The 15,079-nt window shown below is 52.0% G+C and carries 8 protein-coding genes; 6 read left to right on the top strand and 2 right to left on the bottom strand.

Annotation, left to right across the window (positions count from 1 at the left end; genetic code table 11):
* Positions 1–83 precede the first annotated feature (83 nt).
* From AB9P05_RS24580 to AB9P05_RS24605, 6 genes are all read left to right on the top strand, one after another.
* Positions 84–3,317 (top strand): SusC/RagA family TonB-linked outer membrane protein, encoded by a 3,234-nt coding sequence (locus AB9P05_RS24580; protein ID WP_371911556.1) that lies wholly within the window; start codon positions 84–86, stop codon positions 3,315–3,317.
* An 11-nt stretch (positions 3,318–3,328) separates the two neighbouring features.
* The gene (locus AB9P05_RS24585; RefSeq protein WP_371911557.1) at positions 3,329–4,768 is read left to right on the top strand and encodes a SusD/RagB family nutrient-binding outer membrane lipoprotein; all 1,440 of its coding nucleotides are present in this window, start codon (positions 3,329–3,331) and stop codon (positions 4,766–4,768) included.
* Positions 4,769–4,773: 5 nt separating this feature from the next.
* Entirely contained in the window at positions 4,774–5,523 is a 750-nt protein-coding gene (locus tag AB9P05_RS24590; RefSeq protein WP_371911558.1) for an SGNH/GDSL hydrolase family protein, read from the top strand.
* Positions 5,516–6,991, top strand: coding sequence for a DASS family sodium-coupled anion symporter (locus tag AB9P05_RS24595; RefSeq protein WP_371911559.1), 1,476 nt, complete (start codon positions 5,516–5,518; stop codon positions 6,989–6,991). The genes AB9P05_RS24590 and AB9P05_RS24595 overlap by 8 nt, the downstream gene beginning before the upstream one ends.
* Entirely contained in the window at positions 6,988–8,784 is a 1,797-nt protein-coding gene (locus tag AB9P05_RS24600; RefSeq protein WP_371911560.1) for an Ig-like domain-containing protein, read from the top strand. Before AB9P05_RS24595 ends, AB9P05_RS24600 begins: the two co-directional genes overlap by 4 nt.
* Positions 8,785–9,574: 790 nt before the next feature.
* Positions 9,575–10,927 (top strand): Ig-like domain-containing protein, encoded by a 1,353-nt coding sequence (locus AB9P05_RS24605; RefSeq protein ID WP_371911561.1) that lies wholly within the window; start codon positions 9,575–9,577, stop codon positions 10,925–10,927.
* A 216-nt stretch (positions 10,928–11,143) separates the two neighbouring features.
* On the opposite strand, the gene AB9P05_RS24610 is transcribed toward AB9P05_RS24605, so the two are convergent.
* Together AB9P05_RS24610 and AB9P05_RS24615 are read right to left on the bottom strand one after the other, a co-directional pair.
* Complete coding sequence (locus AB9P05_RS24610; protein WP_371911562.1) at positions 11,144–12,751, bottom strand: SEC-C metal-binding domain-containing protein; 1,608 nt, start codon at positions 12,749–12,751, stop codon at positions 11,144–11,146.
* Between the two features lie 913 nt (positions 12,752–13,664).
* The gene (locus tag AB9P05_RS24615) at positions 13,665–14,816 is read right to left on the bottom strand and encodes a hypothetical protein (RefSeq protein WP_371911563.1); all 1,152 of its coding nucleotides are present in this window, start codon (positions 14,814–14,816) and stop codon (positions 13,665–13,667) included.
* Between the last annotated feature and the right edge of the window lie 263 nt (positions 14,817–15,079).

Consider the following 15,079-nt stretch of genomic DNA (forward strand, 5'->3'; position numbering starts at 1 on the left):
ATTTACATTAAAAACCGAATCCGCAAACGATTTAAATCCCCATAGATACGGTTTGCTGCGGATCTTCACCAAATCATCTCAACATGCACAACTATACCCAAAAATTCTTGATCCTTATGGCCTGCCTGCTCCTGCCCGCGCTGCAGGCCTACAGCCAGGTACAGGTAAAAGGCACCGTGACCGAGGAGAGCGGAGAGCCCGTAATAGGTGTCCAGATACAGGAACAAGGCACCACCAACGGCACCATTACTGATGTGGATGGCGGCTACACGCTGAACGTGAGCGAAGGGGCCACCCTTATCTACAGTTTCATCGGTTTCGAAACGCAGAAAATCCCGGTAAACGGCAGGTCGGTCATAGATGTGCAAATGACGGAAGACGTGCAGCAACTGGAAGAGGTGGTGGTGACGGCCCTGGGCTTTGAGGCCGATAAGGACAAGGTGGCCTACGCCAATACGCAGGTGCAGGGCGAAACGGTGACCAAGGCCGCCGAGCCAAACCTGGTCAACTCCCTCTCCGGCAAGGCCAGCGGCGTACGCATCACCCGCAGCTCCGGCGACCCCGGCGCGGGCAGCTACATCCAGATACGCGGCCTTACCACCCTTACGCGGGACAACCAGCCGCTGATTGTGGTAGACGGCGTGCCCATCAGCAACGACTCGCGCGGTACCAGCCAGATCGCGCAGCAAAGCAGGCTAAACGACATCAACCCCAACGACATCAAAAACATCTCCGTACTAAAAGGCGCCTCTGCGGCGGCCCTCTGGGGCACCAAAGCCTACGGCGGGGTCATCGTGATCACCACCAAGAGCGGCGCTTTTAACCAGCCCCTGAAGGTGAGCCTGAAATCCACCTTCTCCCTGGATGAAATTAACAGAAGGCACCCCATGCAGGACAAGTTCGGGCAGGGCAACGACGGCGTGTATGACCCTGCCGCGCGGGACTCCTGGGGCGATAAGATCGCCGACCGCAGCGGCGGACAGGACGATTTTAACACCACGGGCGAATACTTTGTAGACCAGGACGGTACGGTGCACTACCCCATCCTGCAGAAGAACAGCCAGCGCACGTATATAGACGATAACTTTAACGAGGTATTTGACAACGGCCACTTCCTGGAAAACAACCTGAGCCTGACGGCGGGTAACGAAACCGGCCGCCTCTTCTTTAGCCTCAGCAACCTGAACCAGGACGGCATTATCAAAAATAACTCCGACTACAACCGCACCACCATGCGCTTTAACGGCGAGCAACTGCTTGCCAATAACCTGACGCTGAACGGCAACTTCGCCTACACCCGCACCAACTCCAACCGTATTCGCGCCGGTGCCCAGTCTTCCGGCCTCTACCTCGGCCTGCTGCGTACTCCGCCCGACTTTGACAATACCGGCTACCGCGGCAGCTACTACGCCGGGCCCGATGCCCAGCCCATCCCCAACCGCCACCGCTCGTACCGTCGCTACCTCGCCAGTTCTTCTAACCCCGTGTATAACAACCCCTCGTGGACCATCAACGAGCAGGAAGACATAGCCACCGTAAACCGCTTCATCAACAAACTGAGCCTCACCTACAACCCTACCGACTGGCTGGAACTGATAGGCCGCGCAGGCCTGGACACCTATACCGAGGAGAAATCGCAGTTCTTTACGCCCGGCTCCGCCTCCGGTGCCTTCCGTACCGGCCTCTTTGAGCGTGAGGTAGCCACCAAGCAGATCCTGAACATGGACTACATCGCCCGCGCCAACCACCGCTTCAACAGCAAGTTTAACGGCTCCATGCTGCTCGGTTTCAACTACAACCGCGAAACCCTCACCGTAAGCGAGTCCGAAATTGTCAATTTTATACAGTTTGCCGATGTGGACGGCAATACCCGCGACATGGACAACGCCGCCCCCGAAAACAGGAGCGTGCAGAGCACCATCGGTGAGGAAAGAACCGCCGGGGTGTACACCGAGATCAACTTCAACGCCTACGAGCAGCTCTTTTTTACCGGTACCCTCCGTGCCGAGTCCGCCTCCACCTTCGGCACCCAGTCAGATGCCACCTTCTACTTCCCCTCCGTGTCCCTCGCCTGGCAGTTTACGGAAGTGCTGGACTTCAAGCCCCTCACCTTTGGTAAGCTACGCGGCTCCTACGGCGAGGTGGGCGTGCAGCCCCTGCGCTACAACACCGTGACCGAATTTGTGCAGCCCACCTACTCCGATGAGTGGGGCGGCGGCCTGTGGACCGCCCTCTACGGCGGTGGCGGCTTTACCCAGAGCGTGAACCTGGCAAACCCCTTCCTCGTGCCCGAGCGCCTGAAGGAGTTCGAGATCGGTACCGACCTGCGCTTTTTCGGAGACAGGCTCACCTTCAGCGGTTCTTACTTCCAGAACGAAACCGAAGATGTGCTGCTCAACTTCCCCATCGCCAACACCCGCGGCTATGACGAGCAGTATGATAACGGCGCCACTATTCAAAATAAGGGTATTGAGATGGACCTCGGCTACACCATTCTCAAAACAGAAGACCTTACCTGGAATGCCAACCTGATCTACACCCGGGTACGCAACGAAGTCACCGACCTCCGCGGCATACAGTCCCTCAACCTCGGCGGCCTCTCCGCAGCCAATGCCCGCGCCATTGAGGGCGAACCCCTCGGTGTGCTCTTCGGCTCCCGCATCCTGCGCGACGATGCGGGCAATATCGTATTTGACGAAAACGGCTTCCCCGTGCAGGACGAGCAGGAGGGCGTAATCGGCAACCCCAACCCCGACTGGCAGGGCAGCCTCATGACCACGGTGCGCTATAAAAACCTCGGCCTCAGCCTGCTCTTCGAGACCTTCCAGGGCTCCGACATCTACGCAGGCACCAAAGCCGTACTGGACAACCTCGGCACCTCGGCCGAAACAGGCATCGAGACCACTACCGACGTGAACCTGCTGGACTACAACGGCAACCTCATCCCCGCAGGCACCACCTTCCGCGGCACCGTAAAGGACTTTGGCGCCGGACCCGTGGCCCTTACCGAAGCCTGGTACCAGGCAGACGGCGGCTTTTTCGGGGCTGGTAACGATGAGCTTTTCATAGAAGACGGCTCCTGGACCCGCCTCAGGGAAGTGATTATAAGTTATGGCCTTCCGGCAAAATGGATGAACAGCATAGGCTTTGAATCTGCCGAAGTCTCCATCACTGGCAGAAACCTGATCCTTTGGACAGATTTTAAGGGCAATGACCCCGATACCAACCTCGAAGGCGTAAGTGCGGCACGCGGTATTGAATATTTCAATAATCCCAGCACCCGCTCCTATGTATTCACCTTACTACTGAACCTATAATATTGACTATTATGAAATATTATATAAACGCATTAACCCTTTTCATCTTCATTATATCCATGGGCTGCGAGAGCCTCGTGGGCTTGGATGATAATATAAATGTAAACCCTAATAACCCTACCGATACCGAGTACCAAAACATACTGGTGACCGCAGAAGTGGGGCAGATCATATTGCAAACCGGCGAGTCGGCCAGGCGCGCCGGAATATTTGCCGGTACCCATACCGGTATAGACCGCCAGCACGAAGGCTACACCACCTACACCGTCACCACCACGGACTTTAACGACCTGTGGGACGATGTATTTATCAATGCCTACCGCAATGCCGTGCTCACGCAGGAGAAAGCGGAAGAGGCAGGCGTAACCGGCGTTACCACCGGCATCACCCAGGTGCTGCAGGCCCTTACCCTTGGCACCGGCACCGCCCTCTACGGCGATATCCCTTTTGATGAACTTGCCGATATCAGCATAGACAACCCCGGGTTTGAAGACCAGACCGCGGTGTACGGCAAGCTCCAGGACCTGCTGGACGATGCCATCGCCAACCTGGCCACAGGCACCGGCAGACCCGCCAGCGGTGCGGACTTCTTTTTCGATAGCGACGTGCAGGCCTGGACGCAGGTGGCCTACACCCTCAAAGCCCGCTACTACATGCACACCCGCAACTATGCCGCCGCGTATGAAGCTGCGCAAAACGGCATCAGCACCTTTGATAACTCCCTCTACGCCCCGCACTTCGATGCCCTCGAAGCCTCCAACCTCAACTGGCAGTTCTTCGCCAACGGTACCCGCGGGCCTGACCTCGTCGTCTCAGATTTCATCATCAGCATACTGAACCCCGGCAGCGGCAGCAGCCCGGACATTACCAACTACCGCGGCAATGCCAAAACGGACGAAACCGCCCGCTACAACTACCTCTTTGAGTCAAACGCCGTCGGTTTTCAGCCCAACCAAAGCCCCGGCGCTTTTGCGGGACAGACCACATCCGCACCCATCGTCACCTACCAGGAAAACCTGCTCATTCTCGCCGAAGCAGGCCTGCGCGCAGAAGGCTTCAGCACCGGCCTTACGCAGCTGAACGAGTTCCGCAGCTTTATGGCAGATGGCGGCTACCTGGAGAACTTCAACCCCGCCAATCTGCAATACGACGCCTACGAGGCGGCCGACTTTGACACCGGCGGCATCGAAAACGCCGACGGCCTCTCTGCCGAAAATGCCCTGCTCCGGGAGATCCTGCAGGAGCGCTACGTTACCCTCTTCAGCACCATAGAGGTATTTAACGATACCCGCCGCACGCAAAGCGAAACGGCAGTGCGCGTGCCCGTGGAGCCAAACGTGGGCGACCGCCTGCCTCAGCGCTTTATCTACCCCCAGTCGGAGATAGACCGCAACAGCAACATCCCCTCGCCACTGCCCACTTTGTTTGACGAAACCGAGGTAAACCAGTAATCCGAATGATCAGAATATTCCTCATAAGCCTGCTTTTGTTAATCACTAACCTGGCTCAGTGTCAGGTTAGTGATACTCTTAGAGTACTCTTTGTAGGCAACAGCTATACCTACTTCTGGAACCTGCCCCAGACCGTGGAGGCCATGGCCGTATCCGCAGACTTTCCGCTCATAGCCCGCAAATCAACTGCAGGCGGCACCAACTGGCGCCAGCATTGGGAAGGGGAAAAAGGCCTGAAGTCGCGCCAGCTCATAGAGCAGGGCAACTGGGACATCGTGGTGCTGCAAAACCACAGCCGCAGCACCCTGGACAGCCTCGACCAGTTCATGGAATACGGGGAGAAATTCATCAACCTGGTAAAAAGCACCGGTGCCCGCCCCGTACTGTACGAGACCTGGGCCAGGGAGCATAACCCATTGACCCAAAAAGACATAAACGAAGGCTACCACGCCCTGGCCCAAAAGTACAACATAGAAGTAGTGCACATAGGCGAGCTGTGGCACTATGCCCTGCAGCAGCGCCCCGGCCTGCGCCTGTACGATCCCGACCAGAGCCACCCCAGCACCATCGGCACCTACCTTACCGCTTCCGCTTTCTTTACCTATTTCACCGGAAAAAGGGCCGATGGGCTGCCTAAACGCGTCTCTACCACCGACCGCGACGGCGAACTGCTCTACCTCTCCATCATGAGCGAGGAAGACGCCGAATACCTGCAAATGGTGGTGGATACGATGAGAAAGGAGGAAAATGAGTAGGCTCAAACGAAACCTCCCCATCTACCTCGGCCCCCTTGCCTTTATCCTTCTGGAAATACTGGGCAAGCCCGAAAGCATGAGCATAGAGGCCTTTCACGTCCTCTCCGCCACCGTCTGGATCGCCATCTGGTGGGTCACCGAAGCCGTGCCCATTGCCGTTACCGCCCTGCTGCCCATCATCCTGTTTCCGCTCACCGGAGCACTGCCGCTGGACGAGACCACCGTCTCTTACGGGCACAAATACATTTTCCTGTACCTCGGCGGCTTCATGATCGCCATTGCCATAGAAAGGTGGGACCTGCACAAGCGTATTGCCCTCAATATCATCAACATCATCGGCAGTAACGTCTCCATGATCATCCTCGGTTTCATGGTCGCCACCGCCTTCCTGTCCATGTGGATCTCCAACACCGCCACCTCCGTCATGATGCTCCCCATCGGCATGGCCATCGTGGCGCAGTTCAAGGAAACCACCCACGACAAGGACTTCTCGCAGGTAGTCGGCAAAGCCCTCATGCTCGCCATCGCCTACAGCGCCAGCATCGGCGGCGTCGCCACCCTCATCGGCACCCCGCCCAACCTCGTGCTCGCCGGCATTCTGGAAGAGATCTACGGCTACGAGCTCACCTTCGTCACCTGGATGAAGTTCGGCCTGCCCGTATCACTGGTGCTCCTCGCCATCTGCTGGGTGTACCTCACGCGTTTTTCTTTTAAGTTGAAAAATAAGAGCCTGCCCGGCGGCAAGTCCGAGATCAAAAACATGCTGAGGAGCCTGGGCAAGATCACCTATGAAGAAAAGGCCGTGCTGGTCATCTTCACCCTCACCGCCCTGGCCTGGATTTCGCGCTCGCTGCTGTCCACGTTCATCCCTTCCCTGGACGATACCATCATCGCCATGAGTGCCGGCATACTGCTCTTCGTAGTACCCGCCAAAGGCAAAAAGCGCAAGCTCATCACCTGGAAAGAGGCCGTAAAAATGCCCTGGGGCATCATCCTGCTATTCGGCGGCGGCATGGCCCTCGCCAAGGGCTTCACCGCCACCGGCCTCGCGGAGTGGATCGCTACGCAAATGAGCCGGCTCGATGGCCTCTCCATCATCCTGCTCATTCTCGTACTGGTGGCCCTGGTCAATTTCCTTACCGAAATCACCTCAAACCTCGCCACCACCGCCATGATATTACCCATACTGGCGCCTCTGTGCCTGTCATTTAACGTCCACCCGCTCGTCATCATGGTTGGTGTTACCGTGGCAGCTTCATGCGCCTTTATGCTCCCCGTAGCCACCCCGCCAAACGCCGTGGTGTTTGGCTCCGGCTACCTCAGAATTCCCGATATGGTCAGGACCGGTATTTCCATGAACATACTGTCCATCATACTCATTACCCTGGCCACCTATTTACTCCTGCCCCTACTGTGGCAGATAGACCCTAGTGTATTTCCGGACATCTTCAAAACAGCAAACTCATGAACCCCTATAATCCCACATACCTCCTGAAGACCATAGCCCCCCTCATGCTGCTGGGCCTCCTCATGGTCATAGCCGCCTGTACCGATGATGATGAGTTTGACGACCGCACCTTCGGCACAGACGACTTCCGCGTGCTCAAAGTATCCGAAGGCGATAACCGCCTCGAGAACGGCGAAAGCGGCATTTCTGCTTCCGGCCTCGTACTCGAAGTGGTCTTCAGCCACCCCGTAAGCCAGCAGGCCATTGCCAGCAACCTCAGCGTGTCCGGCAATCCTGCCTATGACATTGCCTATAATGAAAACAGCTCCGTAGCCACCCTCACCTTCGAGACCCTGAATTATGAGTCTCAGTATACCGTGAGCCTTCCCGCAGGCACTTACGGCGCAGACGGCGCTACGCTTGACGAAGATTTTACGCTCAACTTCACCACCCGCGCCCTCGTGGTGCCCGAAGTGAGCCTGTCCGCCCAAAACGCATCACCTGAAGAAGGCAGCTCCACCCTCATCACCGCCACCCTGAGCGAAGTCACCACCGCCGATGTCGTGGTCACCCTCGCCTTTGCCGGTAGCGCCGTGTTAGACGAAGACTTTACCGTGAGCGATGCCGTGATCACCGTGCCAGGCGGCGAGCTTTCCGCCTCCGTCACCCTCGACATCACCGACGATACCGACACCGAAGGCGCCGAAACCATAGAGGTGAGCATTGCCAACCTGGCAAACGGCACCGACGACACACCCGACCTGCTCACCATCTCCATAGTGGATAATGACGTGCTCACCGACCTGGAACTGAAGGGTATATTCGCCCTGCGCTGGGCCACCGAACCCGGCAGCAACAGCGGCAAAGCCATTCACCTGCGCGCCACTGCCGACATCCCCGACCTTAGCGTCTACAGCATAGGCGTAGCCAATAACGGCGGCGGCACCGACAGCATCGAGTACACCTTCCCCGCCATGGCCGTCGCCGCCGGTGAAGACATCCTGCTCGCCCGCGAAGATGCCGCTCTGCTCACCTACTTCGGCAGTTGCAGCAGCGAATTCGAGCACGTACTGCAGACGGATGAAATGGCCCAGAACGGCGACGATGCCATAGAACTCTACAGCGGCACCGCCGTCATAGAAACCTACGGCGACCCCGACGTAGACGGCACCGGCATGGACTGGGAGTACAGCGGCTCATGGGCCTACAAAGCAGGCGATGAGTGGATCACCGGCGGCATAGACTGTGCCGCCTCCAGCACCAGCACGCAGGATGCCGACTGCATCTACCCCCTCTGCGCCCCCGCACTGCTCTTCCGCGGCGCCATGGAAATTGACACCGACGGCGGTCTCGGCATCAGAGCCTACCACTTCAAGGCCTTCAGAGACATACCCGACCTAGGCGCCTACAAAGTCGAGATCTACGCCAACGGCGACGGCACCAGCCCCTTCCGCGTCGTAGACCTCCCCGCCGGGCAGTCCGCCGCCGAAGGCGATGACATCCTCATGGTGCGCGACTCCGACGTTGGCGACGTAGGCCCCTACTTCGGCACTTGCGCCGACCGCTTCACCATATACGAAAGCACCGAGATCACCAGCAACGGCGACGACGCCCTCGTATTCTACGCCAACAACGTCGCCACCGACACCCTCGGCGTAGTAGGCGTAGACGGCACCGGCCAGCCCTGGGACTACACCAATGCCTTCGGCTACCGCTCCGTCCCCGGCGAAGCCTTCACCTTCCCCGGCGCCGAGTGCACCAACACCGCCACCACCAACGCCGACGCCTCATGCTCCTATCCGTTTTGTGAGTGAGAAAATCCCCTCCTGGGACTGGGATCGCACACGATGGGTAGGCGCAGAAAGGCCGCTATGAAATGATAGAAATGATGCCGGGGTGGGTCCATGCTACTACCAAACCCACCCCGGAGTTATCATTTCAGGTTCAATGAACATTATCTGCCGACCCTCCAGGGAGGGTATTTAAGGTAGTGCCTTTAGTGGCTTGAGGGTAAAGGTGTAGTCGCAGAGTATGCGCTTTCATAAGGCATCCTGCCAGCACCGCCCCTGATCAGAAATACGCCTTCGCGTTTTCTGATCTGTCCCCTCCTATAAGGAGGGGAATTATCAGTGCACATAGCTTGCTATGCACTTAAATTCAAAGTTATCACCCATGAACTACCAGCGTAAATGCACCAAACCCAGAGTAACGTACGAATTCCCCTCCTATCAGGAAGGGGACCGCTGAAAAAACGCGAATGCGTGTTTTGCAGCAGGGGAGGTGCTGGCAGAATGTCAGCATAAACACACTACCCCTAAGCGATAGAGACATACACGATAAAAAAAAGAAACTCGGCCTTGGAGATTGGAGCGTCAAGAAATGTCAGGAATGAAACGTTAAGAAAAGAAAACTGTGTGAGCTTTCTGAGGTACGAAGAAAGTGAGTTTTTTCTTTTCAAGTGGAATGAGTGACATTTTAGCGCCAAGGTCCACAGCCTTGATTTTTGGTTACTTTTTGATCAAGCAAAAAGTAAAAAAAGCCCGGGGTAGGGCAGTCCAGCAAAACACTAATACTTAAGCAGGTCAAAACCTACAAAAGACAACCATGAACATATTCAGAATCTACTTCTACATCATTCTCTCATCAATCACCCTGCTATCAGGTTGCGATAACGATGATGACAATCTCCTGCCCACTAACCTCATAAACACCACCATCGACGGTACCGCCGTCACCGACGGCCCAAACTCCGTAAGTGTGAACCCGCAAATCACCCTCACCTTCGATGCCGTACTACGCCCCGAAGCCTTCGAAAACGCCCTGCAGATCACCGGCGGAGCCACCCAGCCGACCTACACCGTCACCTACGCAAACGCCAACTCTCAGGCTGTCATCAGCCCTGAGCTACAGCCCAATACCACTTACACACTAACGGTAAACGCAGCCACCATCGGCGAAAACGGCCAGGCACTCAGCCAGCCCTACACCCTCCAGCTTACCACCACCGGAGCCACCCTCTCTGCCTGCACCTCAGCCTCCAACGACTGCCTCCGCCAGATGCAATTCACCGACGGCAGCAACACCTACACCCTCGACTACTTCAGCACCTTCGACCTTACTGCCGAAGCCGACTTCGACCAGGTTACCAGCGCCATCATCCTCGTGCATGGCGCCGCCCGCAACAACGACGAGTACTTCACCTGGATGAACAGCACCCTCGCCGGCCTCAACCTCAGCAGCAACACCCTCCTCATCGCCCCGCAGTTCAAAGATCAGTCCGAGACCAGCGCAGCCAGCGAGCTTTATTGGAACAGCAACAACTGGCGCGATGGCGACCCCTCAGGAAATGACTTCAAGATCAGCTCCTTTGCTGTAGTCGACAGCCTCATCAGTCAACTCACCGAAAGGGCCACCAACCTCGAGCACCTCATCATCACCGGCCACTCTTCCGGCGGACTCTTCACCCACGTTTACGCAGCCGCCAACCAAAGCGAAGACCAGCTACCCGCCACCGTATCCGTAGACTACATCGTTGCCAACAGCCAGTACTTCTACTACCCCACAGACGAGCGCATAGACGAAGCCACCGACCAGCTCTACACCCCCGCAGGCTGCACCGGCTACAACTTCTGGCCCCTCGGCTACAACGTCGTACCCCCCTACGTCAGCACCATACCCAAAGCCACCCTCGACGATCAGTTCATCAACCGCTCCGTCACCTACCTCCTCGGCAACGGCAACCAGTCCGACCCCACCCTCAACACCACCGACTGCTCCGCCACCCTCCTCGGCTCCACCCGCTACCTCCGCGGCGAAAACATCTACGAGTACCTACAACAGAAGTACCCCGGCAACGGGCACACCCGCGTCATCATAAACGGCATCGGCCATAATGGGCAGGCCATGTATCAGAGTGAAGAGTTTGAGGTTTTGTTGGGGGAGGTGATTGGGGAATAAATCGTTTGATACAATGCTTCTAAACCCGCGATAGGGTAGATCGGGAACGCCTGGTCCGGTCACCTCTTATCCCCGCTGAATAGCGGGGTCCCCATCGTCTGGCAGACTTCTGCTATTCCCGTTACTGCTCCTTGCAGACAGTCAGTCAAGCGCACGGGGTCGCTTTAAGGCAGTAATGTATAAACAGCAGCGGAACCCAATGCAGCGCGCCCCGGACTAGGGTGATAGACGTCCATCAAAATTTTGCATACAGCATTTTTTGTATTTCAATCCACTCTCACAAAAACATCTATCATTTCTTTCTATATCCTTCAGGGCTTCTAAGAATTTAGATCTATTTTCCGCTAAATGTTTCCCAAACATAAGTCTGTCAAAATACTGTGAATGATCCTCATCAAGAATGATCGGTCTATCATTAATATTGTTATTTATCTCATCACCATTAAATAGATACCCACCCAAGAAAGCTCTTTCACTGGCAGCAACTAATCTATCTCTATTTTTATACCTAAAGATCAAGTATTTAGTAAAATCTACCTTAGTAGGTAAGTGTCGTAAAATAATATCTAAATCAAAAGCAGATATTACAATAGGCTTATCAGGTTCTCCTTCCATGATAATACGTACATGAGAAGTTTTGCCTGGATATTCATCTAATAGTAAACATATACTATAAACTTCCTTTACGTTTTTTAGATCTGGCAAATTCTTACTGGAATTTGAATTATATTCCTTCTTTCTTATAGCCTCTTTACAGGTTAAGGCTTGCTTATGAGCAGCTTTAATGGCTTTTTCAAAATCAATTTTTATAGACTTCAAGTCCCCTTTTTTAGAATTCTCCGTTAATCTTTTTGACTTTACTTGAAAGATAACAGCTATTTCTTCGAAAAGCATAAGTATATCAATGTCAGAAATAGTTGTAGTACTGTTTTTTTTCAGCAATACATTTTTGAAGATATACCGATCACCATATTTTTCAGTTAACATTTGAAAAACCATGTTTTCGGCCATTCCCCCTCTATTTTTCAATGCTTTTGAAGAATATATTTTATCCTTATTCATCCAATAAAATGGATTGTTAAAAACTGCCTCAGCTAATTGGTAAGGCATAAGGATTACATAATAATTATCAATAATAAATATAGGTCTTACCAAAAATTCATTATAATCACCTATGTTAAAAAAAAATTCATTGACCACCTCGTTTTCTTGAATTGCGAATGCTTCAATTAATTGTTTGATATCAGGATTTCTTTTAAATATTGGGTTGTCTTTATTCAGCGTCAAGACATTTGAAGGATTTGCATGCTGATGCCTAATATTCATAATAAAATCCATAAGTGATCTTATTACCATGTAATTATCGTAAGCATTATAAATATCAAAGCCTTTATGTTTTTTAATCCATCCTCTGTCATTCTGATACTTATACCTAGCCAATTCTACAAACTGAAAATCATGTGCATCTCCTCCAGAATAGAATATAGTTTCGTGCAAGAGCATTTCCCTTTCTATTTTAGATGGATCAAAGCTTTTTTCATCATTTGAAAAAAAAGTAAAATGGAGAGAATCCATTAATTTATGTATTTGATCTGCAGTTGATTCTGTGTCAAGCTCAGTATTTGACTTATTATTTCTGTTTTTCAAATAAAACCCAGATAGATGACTTATCTCTTTGTAACTAAGCAATCGTTTATAATCTTCATAACCAATGTCTTTTACTTTTCCATTTATGTTTTTAGCAACAAGTAAACCCAATATTTCTAGGAAATTTTTACACTTGGACAACTCGTCTATCTTACTGAGAATTTCATTTCTATTCATTGAATTCATGATTTTCATTATTCAACTTAATCTTTTTTTAGAAATAATTGAGGATTGATTTTATAAGTAATTATGATCAAATAAAACCTGTATTGCCTTCAGACACTCCTTTGGTGGAAGCATCGCTGTTTGTATCCTTATGCCCCCATTGGCGCAAGCATCCCGCTTGTGCCGCGCTCCCCAGAGCGCAAAAAGCAGTCAGCCTCCTAACGCAGTAACCCAAGGTACACTCACTAAAGCCAGCTTCTTAATCATTACAGATATGCTCTATGAGACTCGGCTAGGCAGACTGTTGGCAATGAAACTCCCGTGCACCGACTATAACCTACTGCCAATCGAAGGGGACCTCTGTGCAGAGCGCCCATTGCATGGCGCCCACGTTTCTCGCTCACTCGCCCGGGGATTAGTGCATACTATAATTTAAAAAGTTTGCTTAATGAGGCATTCCGGGGACGCCTAGTCCGGACACCGATCCGGGGCGCCATGCATATGGATCTGTTGGCTACTAGCTCAATGCTGGCTTAAAGCGACCCAAGGCAAATAGCAGACTGTCGGCAATGAAACTGGGGTGCACCGACTATAACCTACTGCCACACGACTGGGACCTCTATGCAGAGCGCCCACGTATCTCGCTCACTCGCCAGGGGATAGGTGCATTGCACAAAAAAATCCTGTCCATCTAAATATCCTTAAAATCCTGATCAAAAACCGTCAGCTACTTATACAACGTTGGCTTAAAGAAACCCAATGCAATTAGCAGACTGCAGGCAACGAAACTCCTGTGCGCCGACTATACCCTACTGCCAGACGATGGGGTCTCTATGCAGAGTGCCCACGTCATGCAACGAGGATAGGTGCAACTATTAGATTTCAGAATACTGAATAGAAGTTTCCCTTCGAGTGAATATATAACTTAATCCTGTACCTCTAAAGCACTGGCTTGACCTTCCAAATAAGGCTCCTTATTTTCCGTGATAAGCATTTTCTCTACATTCCTGTAGCCTTCCTTAACCTCATGTGTGATAGCAACAACTTCTATGGCCACGTGAATACCTACCATATCATCAGGGTTTTTAATACCAAGATACAATGGTTGATTTAAGGGACTTGATACTTTAACGATACCTGATGCCAAATTTTCCCTTGTCCCTACTGTCAAATAACGAAAAGCTACTTTTGATCTAAATAGCCCGGCGTTTTCAGAATCTAGTAAATAAATATCACACACATCCCCACCTGGAGGTTGAGTAAGCAAATTAATGCCTAGGCCTAAAAACCCAGAACTATCTAGTATTTTACTAAGGTCACTGGCCAATTTAAAGTTAGAGGTCACTTGATTTACGTCTGCCTCATTTCTAGAAGCTGTAAACTCATAATACCACTCTACAGTATTTGGGGGCAGAGTTACCGGAACAACTATTCTTGATTTACCGTCCAGAAAAGTAGCATTGGAACCACTATTGATATAAAACTTAGATACGGGAACAATATTTCTGGCAGCATATTCTTCTTCTCTATACGCTTCAGGAAGTGTTATATATGTCGTATCATACAGCGTTTTCCAATATACATTTGAATTAAAATTTGCCGTACTGTCATTAGCTGGTATTCGCTGGATTTTGTAGCTGCAAACTCTTCCTCCAATTGCAGAGTTTTTAAAGCGAAACTTATATATCCCGGTTCTGGGAACAGTTAGGGTTTTATTCTCAATTTTAACTGTCTTGTAATCCATGAACTTCGAGGTAGCGGGCAATTCCATTATCTCTACTTCTTTGACTTCTTTTCCTCTTTCTTCTGAAAAGTTAAAGATGATTTGATCACCGGCGGCAAAGCCAAAGTAAACCTCTTCATTCGTTAACCCCCCGACTTTCACTGTCGATTCAGCAAGGTCAATAGGCTGTTGGGCTTTAAGCGTAAAATTGAAAAGAATAACGAGGATGAATGATAGTACTGGTTTCTTCATAGGGACTTTGCTAGTATGATGACAATAGGCCGTTGGTACTGGTAATTTCAAATAGTTTATCAAATAAATACTTCCGAAACCTATAAAAACCTCTCCATTCATAGCAATCTGTTATCCCTTCGGTAAGAATTTATTTCCCAATAAATCTTTTTACCTTCCGTGATAATAATAATGCTACCACCTCTTTATGGGTGCAATGATGACCCTTTGACCGGCCGGAGGCGTGGACAACCCAGTAACCTAATTAATCACTCCCCAAAACCCTCACCTCCAATCAACCTTCACCAATACCCTTTCCACCCCCATGTCGGATATCTTTCACCCAACCAGGGCTTTACCAACCCCCGTGTCGGAAACTTACCCTC

This window comes from Roseivirga sp. BDSF3-8 (genome assembly GCF_041449215.1).
Classification (GTDB): domain Bacteria; phylum Bacteroidota; class Bacteroidia; order Cytophagales; family Cyclobacteriaceae; genus JBGNFV01.

Coding starts and splice junctions, on each gene's coding strand:
- AB9P05_RS24585 (WP_371911557.1), top strand. CDS start 3,329: ATGAAATATTATATAAACGCATTAACCCTTTTCATCTTCATTATATCC.
- AB9P05_RS24590 (WP_371911558.1), top strand. CDS start 4,774: ATGATCAGAATATTCCTCATAAGCCTGCTTTTGTTAATCACTAACCTG.
- AB9P05_RS24595 (WP_371911559.1), top strand. CDS start 5,516: ATGAGTAGGCTCAAACGAAACCTCCCCATCTACCTCGGCCCCCTTGCC.
- AB9P05_RS24580 (WP_371911556.1), top strand. CDS start 84: ATGCACAACTATACCCAAAAATTCTTGATCCTTATGGCCTGCCTGCTC.
- AB9P05_RS24605 (WP_371911561.1), top strand. CDS start 9,575: ATGAACATATTCAGAATCTACTTCTACATCATTCTCTCATCAATCACC.
- AB9P05_RS24600 (WP_371911560.1), top strand. CDS start 6,988: ATGAACCCCTATAATCCCACATACCTCCTGAAGACCATAGCCCCCCTC.
- AB9P05_RS24610 (WP_371911562.1), bottom strand. CDS start 12,751: ATGAATAGAAATGAAATTCTCAGTAAGATAGACGAGTTGTCCAAGTGT.
- AB9P05_RS24615 (WP_371911563.1), bottom strand. CDS start 14,816: ATGAATGGAGAGGTTTTTATAGGTTTCGGAAGTATTTATTTGATAAAC.